A 16180-nucleotide genomic window follows, 5' to 3' on the forward strand; every position below is an offset into this window, starting at 1 on the left:
CGCCGCGAAACCAGCGCCGGTCGTGGCGCTTCGGTCAGGTTTTGAAGGAGCCTCCCCTTGCGCCGGATCACCAGGATCGCCACCGTGGGCATCGCGTCCGCGGCGCTGGCCCTCTCTGCTACCGCCTGTGGCGGTAAGAAGTCCTCTGACGCCTCCTCCTCCCCCTCGGAGTCGGGTCAGAAGTCCGCTGCCATCGCGTACGACATCGGCGGCCGCGGCGACCAGTCGTTCAACGACGCCGCCTACGCCGGCCTGAAGAAGGCCGAAACCGATCTCAAGATCAAGGGCGCCGAGGCGGAGCCCACCGACGGCGAGGGCGAGGCCGACAAGGTCCAGCGCCTCACCGAGCTTGCCCGCAAGGGCAACAACCCGGTCATCGGCGTCGGTTTCGCCTACGCGCCGGCCATCAAGAAGGTCGCGGCGAAGTTCCCGGACACCACGTTCGCGATCATCGACGACACCTCGGTGACCGGCCCGAACATCGCCAACCTCGTCTTCAACGAGGAGCAGGGCTCCTACCTGGCCGGCGTCGCCGCCGCCAAGGTGTCCAAGACCGGCACGGTCGGCTTCATCGGTGGTGTCGAGGTTCCGCTGATCAAGAAGTTCGAGGCGGGCTTCACCCAGGGCGTCAAGGACACCAACCCGAACGCCAAGGTGCTCTCCCAGTACCTGACCCAGCCGCCGAACTTCGAGGGTTTCGCCAAGCCCGACCTCGGCAAGGCCGCCGCGCAGGGTCAGATCGACGCGGGCGCGGACGTCGTCTACGCCGCCGCCGGTCTCGCGGGTTCCGGTGCCATCGAGGCCGCTTCGGCCAAGGGCAAGTGGGCCATCGGCGTCGACTCCGACCAGTACAACCAGGCCGGTCTGGCGAAGTACAAGGACTCCATCCTGACCTCGGTCACGAAGGACGTCGAGGACTCCGTCTTCAACGTGATCAAGTCGGTCCAGGACGGCAAGCCGACCACCGGTGAGATCCGCTACGGCCTGGACAAGGACGGCGTCGGCCTGGCCGACTCCAACCCGAAGTACAAGGCGATGACCGACGTCACCGCCGCGGTGGAGAAGGCCAAGGCCGACATCATCGCCAAGAAGATCGAAGTCAAGACCGCCCCGTAAGGCCGTCTCCGACAGGTAGTCCTGGTCTCCGGGGTCCGGGATGCGGTCTCCACCGCTCCCGGGCCCCGAGCCACGTTCTGTGATCACTAGTCTGTGACCAAGTGGCCCCGTGGCCGCCAGTTTTCACTTCCGACAGTGCTACGCGCGTAGAAGCATCGTGGACGCGATACTTTCACTCCCCGCCCTGTCCCCCCCTGCCTTCCGCTCCTTCCGCGCCAAGGAGAGTGCGTCATCAACGCGTCCAGCCCGCCCCCCGCCGTAGAACTGCACGGCATCACCAAGCGCTTCCCCGGCGTCGTCGCCAACAAGGACATCGCGATCACCGTCCGCAAGGGCACGGTCCATGCCCTGATCGGCGAGAACGGCGCCGGCAAGTCGACCCTGATGAAGATCCTCTACGGCATGCAGAAGCCGGACGAGGGCACCATCGCCATCGACGGGGAGCAGGTCTCCTTCAGCACCCCCGGCGACGCCATCGCCCGCGGCATCGGCATGGTGCACCAGCACTTCATGCTCGCCGACAACCTCACCGTCCTGGAGAACGTGGTTCTCGGCGGCGAGAAGCTCCACGGCATCGGCGCCAAGGCCCGCAAGAAGATCAAGGAGATCTCGGACGCGTACGGCCTCGGCGTGCGCCCCGACGCCCTGGTCGAGGACCTCGGTGTCGCCGACCGCCAGCGCGTGGAGATCCTCAAGGTCCTCTACCGCGGTGCGCAGATCCTCATCCTCGACGAGCCGACCGCAGTGCTCGTGCCGCAGGAGGTGGACGCCCTCTTCGACAACCTGCGCGAGCTCAAGGCCGAAGGCCTGACCGTCATCTTCATCTCGCACAAGCTGGGCGAGGTGCTGAAGGTCGCCGACGACATCACCGTCATCCGGCGCGGCACCACGGTCGGCACCGCCGACCCGAGGACCGCCACCACCAAGCAGCTCGCCGAGCTGATGGTCGGTGCGGAGCTGCCCTCGCCGGAGACCCGCGAGTCGACCGTGACCGACGTCCCGATGCTCCAGGTGAAGAACCTGACCCTCGCCGCGAGCGACGCCGTCGTCGCCGAGCCGGAGGTCCTGGCGCCCGCGGTCGCCGCGGACTCCGCGATCATGGAGCACGTCGAGGTCGGCCGCCTCCTGCTGGACGACGTCAGCTTCACCATCCACAAGGGCGAGATCCTCGGCATCGCCGGTGTCGAGGGCAACGGCCAGACCGAGCTGATCGAAGCCCTCATGGGCATGGCCTCCACCGACGCGGGCGTGATCACGCTGGACGGCACGGACATCACCAAGGCCCCGGTGCGCAAGCGCCGCGAGGGCGGCATCGGCTACATCCCCGAGGACCGGCACCGGCACGGCCTGCTGCTGGAGTCCCCGCTGTGGGAGAACCGCATCCTCGGCCACGTCACCGAGGCGCCCAACTCCAAGCGCGGCATCCTCGACCCGAAGGCGGTCCGCAAGGACACCGAGCGGATCGTGCGCGAGTACGACGTCCGCACGCCCGGCATCGAGGTCACCGCGGCCTCGCTCTCCGGCGGCAACCAGCAGAAGCTGATCGTCGGCCGCGAGATGAGCCACAACCCGAAGTTCCTCATCGCCGCCCACCCCACCCGCGGTGTGGACGTCGGTGCGCAGGCGCAGATCTGGGACGCGATCCGCGACGCCCGCCGCGAGGGCCTGGCCGTCCTGCTCATCTCCGCGGACCTGGACGAGCTCATCGGCCTGTCCGACACCCTGCGGGTGATCTACCGCGGCCGCCTGGTCGCGGACGCCGACCCCGCGACCGTCACCCCGGAGGAGCTCGGCACCGCCATGACGGGCGCCGCCTCCGGGCACCTGGAAGCCACCGACAACCACTCCGCCGCTGCCGACGGTGACACGACGGAGGATGAGGCCCGATGAAGAAATTCGACAAGGACCGGCTGCTCCTCGGCTTCGCCGGGCCGGTGCTGGCCCTGGTCAGCGCCTTCCTGCTGACCATGATCGTGCTGGCGGCGACGGGCATCGACCCGATCGAGCCGCTGCGCCTCATGGTGGAGAACGCCGGCTACGAGGACGTCCAGGTCCTCATCGTGAACCAGGCCGGTACGTACTACCTGGCGGCCTTGGCCGTGGCCATCGGCTTCCGGATGAACCTCTTCAACATCGGCGTCGACGGCCAGTACCGCCTCGCGGCGATGCTCTCCGCCGTGGTCGGTGCGGCCGTGGCCCTGCCGGGCCCGCTGCACCTGCTGCTGATCATCCTCGTGGCCATGCTCGTCGGTGCCTTCTGGTCCGGCATCGCCGGTGTCCTCAAGGCCAAGCGCGGGGTGAGCGAGGTCGTCTCCACGATCATGCTGAACGCCATCGCGACCAGCCTGATCGCCTGGCTGATGCTGACGAAGAACCTCGGCGTCCAGATCGCGGGCTCCAACGACCTGACGACCGGCGACATCGCCGAGTCGGGCTGGTTCCCGGCCGTGTCCCTCGGCGACGGGCTGGAGCTCTACGGCTTCACCTTCGTCGCCTTCGCCCTCGGCATCGTCTACTGGTTCGCGCTCAACCGGACCCGCTTCGGCTTCGACCTGCGCGCCACCGGCGCCAGCGAGTCCGCCGCCCAGGCTTCCGGCGTCGACGCCAAGAAGATGATCATCACCTCGATGCTCATCTCCGGTGCGGTCGCGGGCCTCGCCGGCATGCCGCAGCTGCTGGGTGAGACGCACACCTACAACCTGGCCTTCCCGGTCGGTGTCGGCTTCACCGGCATCACCATCGCGCTGCTCGGCCGCAACAGCCCGGTCGGCATGCTCTTCGCCGCGTTCCTGATGGCCTTCATCGACAAGGCCTCGGCCTCGCTCGACCAGGCCGGGTACGCGAAGGAGATCGGCACGATCATGAAGGGCCTGATCGTGATCGCGGTCGTCGTCTCGTACGAACTCGTCGGCCGCTACGGCGTCCGGCGCCAGCAGCAGAAGGTCGGCGAGGAGCTCGCCGCCGGGCACGCCATCAAGACCGACAAGGAGGTCGCGGCGTGAGCACCAGCACTGTCTCCGCGACGGCTGCCGCCCCGAAGAAGTCCGGCGGTCGCAAGAAGCTCACCCTGCCCTGGATCATGCTGATCATCGCGGGCGGCCTCGCGCTGATCTCGCTGGTCCGCCTGATCAGCGGCGCGAACGACCTGACCTCCGTCGGCCAGGTCTCCGGCGCGCTCTCGCTCGCCGTGCCGATCGGCCTCGCCGGCCTCGGCGGTCTGTGGGCCGAGCGCGCGGGCGTCGTCAACATCGGCCTCGAAGGCATGATGATCCTCGGCACGTGGTTCGGTGCCTGGGCCGGCTACCAGTGGGGTCCGTGGACCGGCGTCATGGCCGGCATCATCGGCGGCGCCATCGGCGGCCTGCTGCACGCGATCATCACGATCACCTTCAACGTCAACCACATCGTCTCCGGTGTGGCCGTCAACATCCTGGCGCTGGGCTTCACCCAGTACCTGTCGAACTTCACCTTCGCGGACGCGCCGGGCGGCTCCTCCAAGCAGTCGCCGCAGGTCGAACCGATCTACAAGATCACCGTTCCAGGGCTGTCGGACTGGATGTCCGACCTCCAGGCCAAGCACTGGTTCTTCGTCTCGGACCTCGCCGGCGTCATCGGCGGCCTGGTCACCGAGCTGTCGCTGCTGACCATCGTCGCCCTGCTGCTGATCCCGGCCACCTGGTGGGTGCTGTGGCGGACCACCTTCGGTCTGCGGCTGCGCTCCTGTGGTGAGAACCCGATCGCCGCCGAGTCGCTGGGCGTCAACGTCTACAAGTACAAGTACATCGCCGTGATCGTCTCGGGCGGCCTGGCCGGCCTCGGCGGCGCGTTCCTGTCGATCGTCGCCAGCCCGATCTACCAGGAGGGCCAGACCGGCGGCCGCGGTTACATCGGTCTCGCCGCGATGATCTTCGGTAACTGGATGCCGGGCGGCATGGCGCTGGGCGCGGGCCTGTTCGGCTTCATCGACAGCCTCAAGCTGCGCGGTGGCGCCACGAACGTCCACGCGATGCTGCTGCTGATCGCCATCGTGCTGGTGCTGGTCTGCGCCTGGCAGCTCTACAAGAAGAAGTACTTGCAGGCCGGCATCTCGGCGGCCTGCGCCGCGCTGCTGTTCGTCTGGTACGCGATGACCGACTCGGTGCCGAGCCAGTTCGTGGACGCGGCCCCGTACGTGACCACGCTGCTGGTGCTCGCGCTGTCCGCGCAGCGCCTGCGGATGCCGAAGGCGGACGGCATGCCGTACCGCAAGGGCCAGGGCAAGTGACCCCGGCCCACGCCGTGGACTGGGAAGCCCTGCGGACGGCCGCCCGGGACGCGATGTCCCGGGCGTACGCCCCGTACTCGGGCTTCCCGGTCGGGGTCGCCGCCCTCGTCGACGACGGCCGCACCATCGTCGGCTGCAACGTGGAGAACGCGAGCTACGGACTCAGCCTGTGCGCCGAGTGCGGCCTGGTGTCCTCCCTCCAGGCCACGGGCGGTGGCCGCCTCACGCACTTCACGTGCGTCGACGGCCGGGGCGAGATCCTCGTGCCGTGCGGCCGCTGCCGGCAGCTGCTCTTCGAATTCGGCGGACCGGACCTGCTGGTGGAGACCCCGAAGGGGATCCTCCCGCTGGCGGAGATGCTGCCCCAGGCCTTCGGGCCCGACCACCTGAGATAGCCGTGCCGACGGCCCTTCGCCCCCTGCCGGGCGGAGGGCCGTCGTACTTTCGCAAACCCCTCTCTCTATGCGCGTAGAAGGAAGCACCACATGGACGTCATCTCCGTCATCCGGACCAAGCGGGACCGCGGTGAGCTGAGCCCCGAGCAGATCGACTGGGTCATCGACGCGTACACGCGCGGTGTCGTCGCCGACGAGCAGATGTCGGCGCTGGCGATGGCCATCCTGCTGAACGGCATGAACCGCACGGAGATCGCCCGCTGGACCGCGGCGATGATCGCCTCCGGTGAGCGCATGAACTTCGACTCCCTCTCCCGCCCCACCGCCGACAAGCACTCCACCGGCGGCGTGGGCGACAAGATCACCCTCCCCCTGGCCCCGCTCGTCGCCGCCTGCGGCGCGGCCGTCCCGCAGCTCTCCGGCCGCGGCCTCGGCCACACCGGTGGCACCCTCGACAAGCTGGAGTCCATCCCCGGCTGGCGCGCGCTGCTGTCCAACGAGGAGATGCTGCACGTCCTCGACACCACGGGCGCCGTCATCTGCGCGGCCGGCGACGGCCTGGCCCCGGCGGACAAGAAGCTCTACGCGCTGCGCGACGTCACCGGCACCGTCGAGGCCATCCCGCTGATCGCCTCCTCGATCATGTCCAAGAAGATCGCCGAAGGCACCGGCTCGCTCGTCCTGGACGTGAAGGTCGGCACCGGCGCCTTCATGAAGAACATCGAGGACGCCCGCGAGCTGGCCCGCACCATGGTCGGCCTCGGCACGGACAGCGGCGTCAAGACCGTCGCGCTGCTCACCGACATGTCCACGCCGCTCGGCCTGACCGCCGGCAACGCCCTCGAAGTCCGCGAGTCGGTCGAGGTCCTGGCCGGCGGCGGCCCCGCCGACGTGGTCGAGCTGACCATCGCCCTGGCCAAGGAGATGCTGGACGCGGCGGGAATCAAGGACGCCGACCCGGCGAAGGCCCTCGCCGACGGCTCCGCGATGGACCACTGGCGCCGGATGATCGCGGCCCAGGGCGGCGACCCGGACGCGACCCTGCCGGTGGCCCGCGAGCAGCACGTGGTCACCGCCCCGGCCTCGGGCGTCCTGACCCGCCTGGACGCGTACGGGGTCGGCGTCGCCGCCTGGCGCCTCGGCGCCGGCCGCGCCCGCAAGGAGGACCCGGTGCAGGCCGGCGCGGGCGTCGAGCTGCACGCGAAGCCGGGCGACACCGTCACCGCCGGCCAGCCGCTGATGACCCTGCACACGGACACCCCGGAGAAGTTCGAGTACGCCCTGTCCGCGCTGGAGGGCACGTACGACGTCTCCCCGGCCGGCACGGCCTTCTCCGCCACGCCGATCATCCTGGACCGCATCGCCTGACCCAGGGCCCCGATCCCGTCGGCGCGGCTCCCCGTCCGGAGCCGCGCCGACGGCTTTTCCCAGGCCGGGCAGGGCCTCGCGCGGGACGGGCCCGCCCCGTTGTCGCGGCCCCGCCGATGAGTTCCGGTGGGCCGGGCAGTCATCCCCTCGTGGAGACCAGACGACTCGTACTGCCCGGGCCCGGCCGAACCGCACACGACACCGCGCGGCTGTGCGCCCGGCTGGCCCGGCTGTACGAGGGCGGGGCGACGGCGGTGGAGTGCGATGTCGGGGCCGTCACCGCGCCGGACCTGGCCGCCGTCGAGGTGCTGGCGCGGCTGCGGCTGACCGCCCGCGGGCGCGGGCGTTTCACCGTGACCGGCGCCGGCCCCGTCCTACGCGCCCTGCTGGACCTCGTGGGACTCGTCGAGCTGCTCGGGGAGTCCGAAGAGGGGGAACCAGCGGGCGGTGTCCAGGAAGGCGTTGAGCCCGACGATCCTGCCGTCTGAGATCTCCAGGACCTGGAGCGCCCACGGGGTGTGGCCCTTCCCGTCGGCGGCCGGCCGGTACTGCCCGAAGGCGGGCAGGCCGTTCGCCGTCGTCGGGACCAGCCGCGAGCCCTTGCAGCCGATGCCCTGGTTCAGGTGCCAGGCCGCGATGTCCTCGTGGCCGCGCAGCCACAGGTCGAACGGCGGCATCGACAGGACCGCGTCCTCGTGCAGCAGCGTGGTGAGCCGCGTGATGTCGTACGCCTCGAAGGCGGACACGTACCGCTCCAGCAGCTTCGCCTGGTCCGGGTCGAGCGGGTCCGCCGGATCGCTGTCGCGGATGCCCTGCGAGGCCAGGGTGGCCCGGGCGCGCTGCAGGGCGCTGTTCACCGAGGCCACCGTGGTCTCCAGCAGCCGGGCGACCTCGTCGGCCTTCCAGGCCAGCACCTCGCGCAGGATCAGCACCGCCCGCTGCTTCGCCGGCAGGTGCTGCAGCGCCGCGACGAAGGCCAGCCGGACGGACTCCTTCGCCAGCGCCATCTCGGCCGGATCGGCGGTCTGCGGCAGCACCCGGCCGTCCGGGACCGGCTCCAGCCAGGTCACCTCGGGCCGCTCGTTGAGCACGGCGGAGGCCTGGTGCTGCGGGGCGGTCAGGTCCATGGGGCGGGCCCGCTTGTTCCCCGCGTTCAGCAGGTCCAGGCAGACGTTGGTGGCGATCCGGTACAGCCACGACCGCAGGGAGGAGCGGCCCTCGAACTTCTCGTAGGACCGCCAGGCACGGACGTACGTGTCCTGCACGGCGTCCTCGGCGTCGAAGGAGGAGCCGAGCATCCGGTAGCAGTAGCCGGTGAGCTCGACCCGGTACCGGTCCATCGCCGCGTCGAGGTCCGTCTTGATGGCGAGGTCGCTCATGTCCGTTCATCCCCCTGCTGGTTCGGCTACTCCCGAAACTATCGGAGGCCTCTGACAACGGCAGCCGGAAGCGCTCGGAAGACGCAGGTCTGTCGATGTCAAGTATCTTGACGTCAAGATTGAAATGGGGCAGGCTTCGCCATGTATCTCGACATCGAGATACCTGGACGGTGGATGCGGGGGCCAGGGATGCGGCGCGGCGGGGAGATCCGGAAGGCACGGCAGGGGGAGGCCGGGCTGCTGGCGCAGTTGCGCCGGCCGCCGGGCGGCCGGGACGCGCGGATCATGCTGCTCGCCCAGTTGCTGGACCGCGCGGGCACGGGCGTGTGGGCCGCGTCCTCCGTCCTGTACTTCACCTTCGTCGTCGGCCTCGACGCCGGGCGGCTCGGCCTGCTGCTGGGCGCGGCCGGAGTGGCGGGCATCGCCGGATCGCCGCTGGCCGGCCACCTCGCCGACCGCTTCCCGCTCCGCGCCCTGCTGATCGGCTGCCACCTGGTCCGCCTCGGGACCCTCTGCGCGCTGCTGGTCGTCACCGACTTCGCGGTGCTGCTGCCCGTCTTCGCCGTCACCCACCTGGGAGACCGGGCGGCCAAGACGCTGGAGATGCTCTTCGCCACCCGCGTCGCGGGCGAACGGCGCGCCACCTACCAGGCGCTGTCGCGCAGTTCGGCCAACGCGGGCTACGCCCTCGGCGCCGGTCTCGCCGCCATCGGCCTGGCCGTCGGCACCCGGGGCGCCTACCACGTGCTGATCCTGGCCAACGCGCTGTCGTTCCTCGTGGCCGCGCTCCTCGTGTGGCGCACCCGGGAGCCGCGCGGCCGCGGGCTCGTGGCCGTGCCCCCCGGCGGCGCCGCGCCGGGCACGGCCCCCGTGGCGACCGCGTCCGGACCCGCGCCGAGCGCCTGGCGGGACCGCGGCTACCTCCGGTTCGTCCTGCTCGACATCCCGATGAACCTGGACGACTCGATCCTCGGCGTCGGCCTGCCCCTGTGGCTGGTGAGCCACACCACGGCGCCGCACGCCCTGATCCCCGCCTTCCTGGTCGTCAACACCGTCCTCGTCGTCGTCCTGCAACTGCGGGTGTCGGCGCGTTTCCAGGGCGCCCGCGCCGCGACGCGCGCGGTCGCCCTGTACGGGGTGACCACGCTCGCGTGCTGCGTCCTGCTGGCCGCGGCGGCCGGCGGTGGGATGTGGACCGCCTCGGCGGCCCTGCTCGCCGCGGCGGTGCTGGCCACCGCGGCGGAGCTGATGCGCTCGGTGAGCTCCTGGGAGCTGGCGGTCTCCCTCGCGCCCCCGCAGGCGCGGGCCTCGTACCTCGGCGTGGCCGGCATGGCCCAGTCCGTCCAGAAGTCCGCCGGCCCGCTGCTGCTCACCGGCGCGGTCATGACGGCCGGCCCCGCGGGATGGCTGGTCCTCGGGGCGGCCGTGGCGGGCCTGTCCCTCGTCCAACGGCGCTCCGGCCTGCGGCGGTTGGACGAGCTGCGGGCGGTGGCCGAGCGTGCCGCGGCGGAGCCCGCCCCGGCGCGGTGAGGGCTCAGGTGCCGGGCTTGCGGCCGTACACGTAGACGTCCTCGCCCTTCCCCAGCAGGTTCCAGTACGCCTTGGCGTCGGCGAGCCGCATGTTCACGCAGCCGCCCGAACCGGGCGGGTTCCACATGCTCTTGGTGGTCGAGTGGAAGGCGATGCCGCCGTCGAAGAACTGCGCGTACGGCATCGAGACGTCGTAGAGCGTCGACCAGTGGTCGATGCTGCGGTAGTAGATCTTCTTCAGGCCCGTCCGGGTCTCCGTGCCGTCCTTGCCGGTACGGACCGGGACGGGCCCGTACTTCAGCGCCGCGCCGTCCTGGATCCAGCTGAGCTGCCGCGTCAGGTCGACGCAGGCGATCCGCCCCCGGTTCACCGGGCATTCGCCCGCCCTGTTCGGGGTGCTGCCCGCCGCCCGCTGGGCCAGCATCGTGCTCATCGTCTGCCAGGTCAGCGGTCCGGCGTACCCCTGGGTCGGGGTGATCCCGTGGGCCGCCTGGAACGACCTGATCGCCGTGCAGTCCGCCGCGGACTGCTTCCCGTCGACGGGCCGCCCCAGGAACTGCTCCGCCTGCCGTTGGTACGGCCCGGTCGTGAGGTTGCAGGAGGCGGCCGCCTGCGCCGTCCCGCCTCCCGCGACCACCAGCGGCAGCGCCAGCGCCACCACCCCGCCCAGTACCGTCGCCCGCCGCTTCACGCGCACGCGTGTCGTCAGCGTCCCCATCCGGTCCTCCCCTGTTCGCACAGCTTCCGTTCACCGTGTTGAATGCCCGGAAAACATGCGGGGGTTGCCTCGTACGGGAGCGTAGATTTCGTCAGCGCGCGGCCATGGCCGACGCCGGCATCCGGCGCTCCGCGCGGGCCGCGTGCGACCCGTACAGGGTGATGGACACGACGCCCAGCACCGCCAGCAGCGCGATCCCGACCGTGGCCGCCCACCCCGCCCCGTGGTACGCGAGGGCGCCCAGGGTGCCGCCGGCGCTGGAGCCGAGGTAGTACGCCGACTGGTAGAGGGCGGAGGCCTGCGCCCGGCCCGTCTTCGCCGTCCGGCTCACCGCGGCGGAGGCCACCGCGTGTCCGGCGAAGAAGCCCGCCGTGATCAGGACCAGCCCGATCAGGACCGCCGCCAGCGACTCGGCCAGCGACAGCAGCAGGCCCAGCGCCGTGGTCGTCACGGCCAGGTACAGCGCGCCGCGCCGCCCCGTACGGGCCACCAGCTTGCCGGCGGCGGCCGAGGAGACCGTACCCACCAGGTAGATCAGGAAGACCGACCCGATCACGCCCTGCCCGAGCGAGAACGGCTCGTCCACCAGGCGGTAGCCGATGACCGTGTAGACCGCGCCGAAGACCGTCATGAACAGCGCGCCGATCCCGTACAGCCGCAGCAGCAGCGGATCCCGCAGGTGACCGACGACGGTACGGCCCACCGCACGCGGGTTCAGCGACGCCGGGCGGAAGAACCGCGCCCTGGGCAGCAGCACCAGGAACGCCACCGCGCAGACCAGCGACATCAGGGCGACCGCTCCGAGCCCCGCCCGCCAGCCCCACAGCTGCGCCGCCCAGCCGGTGACGAGCCGGCCGCTCATGCCACCGATGGAGTTCCCCGCCACGAACAGGCCGATCGCGCCCACCAGGGCCGTCGGCTTGACCTCCTCCGCCAGGTACGCCATCGCGGAGGCCGGGATCCCGGCGATCGCCGCGCCCTGGACGGCGCGCAGCACCACCAGCCACTCCAGGCTCGGCGCGAACGGCACCAGCAGGCCCACGCCCACGGCCACCACCATCGACCAGGTCATCATCCGCGTGCGGCCGAACCGCTCGGACAGCGCGCTCAACGGCAGGACGAACAGCGCGAGCGCGCCCGTGGCCGCGGACACCGTCCAGCTGGCCCGGCCCGCCGTCACCCCGAAGCCGACGGAGATCGCGGGCAACAGCGCCTGGGTGGAGTAGAGGAGGGCGAACGTCGCCAGACCGGCGGCGAAGAGCGCGAGGCTCATCCGGCGGTAGCCGGGGCGGCCGGGAGCACGCGGCTCGGGGGCTTCGGACTGCGGAAACGACGGGGTGGAGGCACCCGGGATCACGGGTGCCCCGGTATGAACGGGAGGCATACGTCGAAGGTAGGCCGGTGTTTTTGATGCGTCCAATGCACGGAATCGCGATAATCGATCCACTCGTGCATCACCACAGCTCAGGGCGGCGCCTGTCTATGAACCGTTACGAAGAAGACATGGCAGTGACACGTCTGCTGGCCCCGCGCCTGGCCTATTTCGCCGCCGTCGCCCGGCACGAGCACGTCACCCGCGCCGCGCACGAACTGGGCGTACCGCAGTCCACCCTGTCGCGGGCCATGGTCCGCCTCGAACAGGACCTGGGCGTCACGCTGTTCGCCCGCAAGGGCCGCAACGTCGCCCTCACCACGGCGGGCCGCACCTTCCTGGCCTCCGCCGAACAGGCACTGGACGGCATCGCCCGCGCCGCCGAATCCGTCCAGCAGGACGCCGACCCGGCCCTGGGCAAGGTCGCCTTCGGCTTCCTCCACACCCTCGGCTCCGAGACCGTACCCGGCCTGATCCGCGCCTTCCGGGCCGACCACCCGCGCGTGCGCTTCTCCCTCGTCCAGAACTACGGCGAGGCGATGCTGGAGAAGCTCCGGGCCGGCGAACTCGACCTCTGCCTCACCTCGCCCCTCCCCGACGCCCCCGACCTCGTCGCCCGCCGCCTCGACGAACAGCGGCTGCGCCTGGTCGTCCCCGAGGACCACCGCCTCGCCGTCCGCAAGCGCATCCGCCTCGCCGAGGCCGCGGAGGAAACCTTCGTCACCCTCGAACCCGGCTACGGCCTGCGCCGCATCACCGACGACCTGTGCGCGGAGGCCGGCTTCACCCCGCGCGTCGCCTTCGAGGGCGAGGAGGCCGAGACCCTGCGCGGCCTGGTCGCCGCCGGCCTCGGCGTGGCCCTCCTGCCGCCCCCGGCCGTGGCCCGCCCCGGAGTGGTCGAACTGACCGTCACCGCTCCGCGCGCCGTCCGCGAGATCGGCCTCGCCTGGCTCGACGGCCACCCCGACACCCCGCCCGTGGCGGAGTTCAAGCGCTTCCTGCTGTCCCGCCGCGGCCGCCTGATCCCCGAACTGGAGCCACCCGCCGCGTGACGCGCAGGCGGCCCCGAAAACCGATCGTCCTTGCCCACCCGAGCGCGGCACAATCGCCGGGTACGGGGGACGAGGGGGAGCTTGCTTGGACGTGTTCGTGTGCGCCGGCTGCGGCGCGGAACTGACGGCCCCGGTCTCCCGGGTCGCCCTTCCCGTCCACACCCACTACGGAGCCTGGGAGCAGCTGCACCCGCCCCTGATGGAGCCGGCGACGTACGCCGTCGACCCCCTGCCCTCCGGAGCGCGCTGGCGGCCGTCGGACGAGGCCGGGGAGGACCTGGACGCCCGACAGGGGGTCCATGCGCCGGCGCGCTCCGTGCCCTTCGGGGCGCGCGGCAGGATCGTCATCGCGCCCGGCGACTCCCGGGACATGGTCCTGATCCCCGAGAAATGCGCGGGCTACTGCAGGGGCATCGACGGCCGCGACGGCCCCAACCTGGCGTGCGGGGGGTGCGGGAGCGCGGTAGCCACCCGGCTGGACGACTGCGGGCTGTGGCAGGCGGTGTGGCTGGAGCCCGACGCGGTCCGTCGCGTCCCGTCCGGCCTGCCCGCCGTCCCGACGCCGGACTGGGACGAGCTGGACCTGGAGTCGTACGCCGTCCCGCCCGTCGAACTCGACGGGTCCTGGAGCTTCCGCTGGGAGGCTGCGGTGCCCGTGGCGCTCGCCCACCTGGTGGCGGCCTGCGAAGGCCGCCCGGTGGCGCTGCCCGGCCCCGTCGCCGACCTGCTCGGCGACGGGGCGACCGGCTACCTGCCCGCCGGCCCCCCGGCCCTCACCGCGCGCCTCGCCGGGCCGGGGATGCCCGCACCCCGGTCCACCGACGACGTCCTCCTCGTCCCCCGCCATCCGGTCACCGGCGAGCCGTGGCGGCCCCCGCACGGCACGGCGGCCGTCGCCCCGCTGGACATCGGGGTCTGGGCCCATTTCGCGCTCCCGGGGGAGACCTCTCCCCTGCCGGCGTCCGGCCGGGTGCCCGAGGGGGTCCTGCGCGACGACTACCCCCTGCCGCTGCGCCCTTGGCGGTCCTTCATGCCCCACTCCACCGCCTTCTCGCGCACCCTCGTACGGCTGCCCGCCATCCGCCGGCCGGCGCTGCGCGCGTACCGCGAACGGTTCGCCACGCCGCCCTAGGCGGATTCCGGCGAGCCCGCCGGGGCCGAGGTCGGGGTCGGGTTCGGCGTCGCGGAGAGCAAGTACCCGGCCTGGAAGCGAGACTTGGCCCCGACCGCGCGCATGATCTCGGCGATGTGCCGCTGGCACGTCCGCTCCGACATCCCGAGCCTGCGCGCGATCACCTTGTCCTCCAGCCCCTCCGACAGCAGCCGCACGATCGTCTGCCGCAGCTCGTCCGAGATCGACCGCGCCGCCTCCGGGCTCACCGAGGTCGGGAACGGCTGCGCCCCGAGCCAGGACCGCTCGAAGGCCGACGTCATGAAGTGCACGACGCCCGGCTCCCGCACCACCAGCGCCGCCCCGCTCCGGTCCGGTACCGCCATCAGTCCCGTCTGCCCGTCGAAGACCAGCATCCGCATCAGCCCGTCGCCCAGCGTCCGTACCTGCGCGCCCAGCGCCGTCACCCGCTCGACGTACGCCGCCGTCGGCCGCGAGTACCGCGCCGTGTGCTGGTAGATCGTCCGCATCCGGACCCCGCGCGTCAGCAGCGACTCGTCCCGCCCGATCGACTCCTCCAGCGTCTCCGGCGGCCGGCCCCCGCCCGGCTGCGAGGTCAGCAGCTCCCGCTCGCACGAGGCGGCCAGCTCCGCGATCAGGCCCCGAACCGCGCCGAGGTCCGTGACCAGCTCCAGACGGCCCGACCCGCTCAGGTCCCGGTGCGCGGTCCCCGCCTCGTACGCCGGCACCAGCGTCTCCAGCCGCCCCCGCAGCCGGTCCATCTCGTCGTGGGTCTCCCGTACGAGCAGGGCCAGCGGGGCCAGCGCGCGGGCCGCCGCCGCCCGGGGCGCCACCGCGCTCCACCGCTCCGGCCCGCCGCCCGGCGCCCGCTGGAGCAGGTGCGCGGCGGCCAGCTCGGTGATCGCGGCGGCCGCGCGCACGCCCAGGGCCTCGGTGGCCTCGGCCGCGTCGAAGGCGTGCCGCTCCACGGCGTACGCGTAGAGGCGCCGGGCCGCAGGGCTGAGTTCCCCGGCGGCGCCGTTCGTTCCGGTTGCTCCGGTCTCCTCTGCGGGCATATTCCCATTCGTCCCGTTCTGTGTCTGTCTGTAAACCCCTCGTGTTCCCGCAAGGCGACAAGACGACGCCTGGCGTGGCGCGACCGGCATATGCCGAACCGGCACAGTGGACGCACGGCGTGAGGGGGGGAGCGCGGTATGCGGCAGCGGACGCCGGAGGGGCGGGGGCCCGTGGCCGTCCTGCTGAGCCCGCGACCAGCCGTGGTGGCAGCCGCCCGCCGTGCGGGCGCGCACACCGTGGTGGTCGCGCCAGGTCCATCGGTGCCATCCGACCATGAGGGGGGCGGAGCGGCGGGTACGGACGGACTGGCGCGACCACCGGCACCTCGTCGGGGCCCTCGGCCGCATGGAGGCCGTCCGGCACGGCCGCGCCGCCGTCTTCGGCTTCGACGCCGCCGGAGCCCTCGCCGCCGCCCGCGCCAACGAGGAGCTCGGACTGCCCGGCACTCCCACCGCCGCCGTCACCGCCCTCATGGACAAGGCCGCCCTGCGCGCCCGCTCCAACGCCCTGCACCCCGCCCGGCCGGTCTCCTTCGCCCGCTGCGGCCGCGCCGACGCGCTCCCCTTCGTCACGACCCTCATCGGCTACCCGTGCGTCATCAAACCGCGGGCGGGCGCCGACGGGGAAGGGGTGCGGCTGGTCCGCGACGAGTCCGAGGCGCGCGCCGCCGCCCCCGGCTACCCCGAGGTCACCGACCTCCTCGTCGAGGAGTACCTCGAAGGACCCGAGCTCACCGTCGAAGCCCATTCCAGGGCGGGCCACCACCGCATCCTCGGCTGGGCCCGCCGGCTGAACACC

The 16180-nt window shown here is 72.0% G+C and carries 15 protein-coding genes; 11 read left to right on the forward strand and 4 right to left on the reverse strand.

Annotation, left to right across the window (positions count from 1 at the left end; all coding sequences use genetic code 11):
* Positions 1 to 57: 57 nt before the first annotated feature.
* The 7 genes from IF88_RS0113400 to IF88_RS43460 all read left to right on the forward strand — a co-directional run bounded on the left by IF88_RS0113400 (position 58) and on the right by IF88_RS43460 (position 7631).
* Complete coding sequence (locus IF88_RS0113400) at positions 58 to 1116, forward strand: BMP family lipoprotein (RefSeq protein WP_030710589.1); 1059 nt, start codon at positions 58 to 60, stop codon at positions 1114 to 1116.
* Positions 1117 to 1347: 231 nt separating this feature from the next.
* On the forward strand, positions 1348 to 3006 hold the full coding sequence (locus IF88_RS0113405; protein ID WP_051836800.1) for an ABC transporter ATP-binding protein: 1659 nt from the start codon (positions 1348 to 1350) through the stop codon (positions 3004 to 3006).
* On the forward strand, positions 3003 to 4118 hold the full coding sequence (locus IF88_RS0113410) for an ABC transporter permease (RefSeq protein ID WP_030710592.1): 1116 nt from the start codon (positions 3003 to 3005) through the stop codon (positions 4116 to 4118). Before IF88_RS0113405 ends, IF88_RS0113410 begins: the two co-directional genes overlap by 4 nt.
* Entirely contained in the window at positions 4115 to 5380 is a 1266-nt protein-coding gene (locus tag IF88_RS0113415) for an ABC transporter permease (protein ID WP_030710593.1), read from the forward strand. Before IF88_RS0113410 ends, IF88_RS0113415 begins: the two co-directional genes overlap by 4 nt.
* Positions 5377 to 5775: a cytidine deaminase gene (locus IF88_RS0113420; protein ID WP_030710595.1), complete on the forward strand. Its 399-nt coding sequence runs from the start codon at positions 5377 to 5379 to the stop codon at positions 5773 to 5775. The genes IF88_RS0113415 and IF88_RS0113420 overlap by 4 nt, the downstream gene beginning before the upstream one ends.
* Positions 5776 to 5865: 90 nt before the next feature.
* Complete coding sequence (locus IF88_RS0113425; protein ID WP_030710597.1) at positions 5866 to 7143, forward strand: thymidine phosphorylase; 1278 nt, start codon at positions 5866 to 5868, stop codon at positions 7141 to 7143.
* Between the two features lie 149 nt (positions 7144 to 7292).
* A complete protein-coding gene (locus IF88_RS43460) occupies positions 7293 to 7631 on the forward strand; it encodes an STAS domain-containing protein (RefSeq protein WP_234323509.1) in 339 nt (112 codons plus the stop codon).
* Here IF88_RS43460 and IF88_RS0113430 read toward each other — a convergent pair.
* Entirely contained in the window at positions 7518 to 8522 is a 1005-nt protein-coding gene (locus IF88_RS0113430) for a sigma-70 family RNA polymerase sigma factor (protein ID WP_030710599.1), read from the reverse strand. The two genes, IF88_RS43460 and IF88_RS0113430, sit on opposite strands and share 114 nt — an antisense overlap.
* 141 nt (positions 8523 to 8663) lie before the next feature.
* Between IF88_RS0113430 and IF88_RS0113435 the strand changes: the two genes are divergently transcribed.
* Positions 8664 to 10052 (forward strand): MFS transporter, encoded by a 1389-nt coding sequence (locus IF88_RS0113435; protein ID WP_324617195.1) that lies wholly within the window; start codon positions 8664 to 8666, stop codon positions 10050 to 10052.
* Positions 10053 to 10056: 4 nt separating this feature from the next.
* Here the strand turns inward: IF88_RS0113435 and IF88_RS0113440 are convergent, their stop codons facing one another.
* Together IF88_RS0113440 and IF88_RS0113445 are read right to left on the reverse strand one after the other, a co-directional pair.
* A complete protein-coding gene (locus IF88_RS0113440) occupies positions 10057 to 10770 on the reverse strand; it encodes a L,D-transpeptidase family protein (protein ID WP_030710602.1) in 714 nt (237 codons plus the stop codon).
* 91 nt (positions 10771 to 10861) lie between these two features.
* Positions 10862 to 12154 carry an MFS transporter gene (locus IF88_RS0113445; RefSeq protein WP_030710604.1) on the reverse strand — a complete coding sequence of 431 codons (1293 nt, stop codon included), beginning with the start codon at positions 12152 to 12154 and terminating at the stop codon, positions 10862 to 10864.
* Positions 12155 to 12252: 98 nt separating this feature from the next.
* On the opposite strand from IF88_RS0113445, the gene IF88_RS0113450 reads away from it, so the two are divergent.
* Positions 12253 to 13194: a LysR family transcriptional regulator gene (locus IF88_RS0113450; RefSeq protein WP_037805817.1), complete on the forward strand. Its 942-nt coding sequence runs from the start codon at positions 12253 to 12255 to the stop codon at positions 13192 to 13194.
* Between the two features lie 91 nt (positions 13195 to 13285).
* Positions 13286 to 14326, forward strand: coding sequence for a hypothetical protein (locus tag IF88_RS0113455; protein WP_324617196.1), 1041 nt, complete (start codon positions 13286 to 13288; stop codon positions 14324 to 14326).
* Here IF88_RS0113455 and IF88_RS49030 read toward each other — a convergent pair.
* Positions 14323 to 15381 (reverse strand): helix-turn-helix transcriptional regulator, encoded by a 1059-nt coding sequence (locus IF88_RS49030; RefSeq protein ID WP_063754792.1) that lies wholly within the window; start codon positions 15379 to 15381, stop codon positions 14323 to 14325. The genes IF88_RS0113455 and IF88_RS49030 overlap by 4 nt on opposite strands.
* A gap of 274 nt (positions 15382 to 15655) precedes the next feature.
* Here IF88_RS49030 and IF88_RS0113465 point away from each other — a divergent pair.
* Positions 15656 to 16180 (forward strand): ATP-grasp domain-containing protein (locus tag IF88_RS0113465; protein ID WP_030710616.1); only part of this gene is annotated, 525 nt, incomplete at its 3' end.

Source organism: Streptomyces sp. NRRL F-2580, assembly GCF_000720115.1.
Classification (GTDB): Bacteria; Actinomycetota; Actinomycetes; order Streptomycetales; family Streptomycetaceae; genus Streptomyces.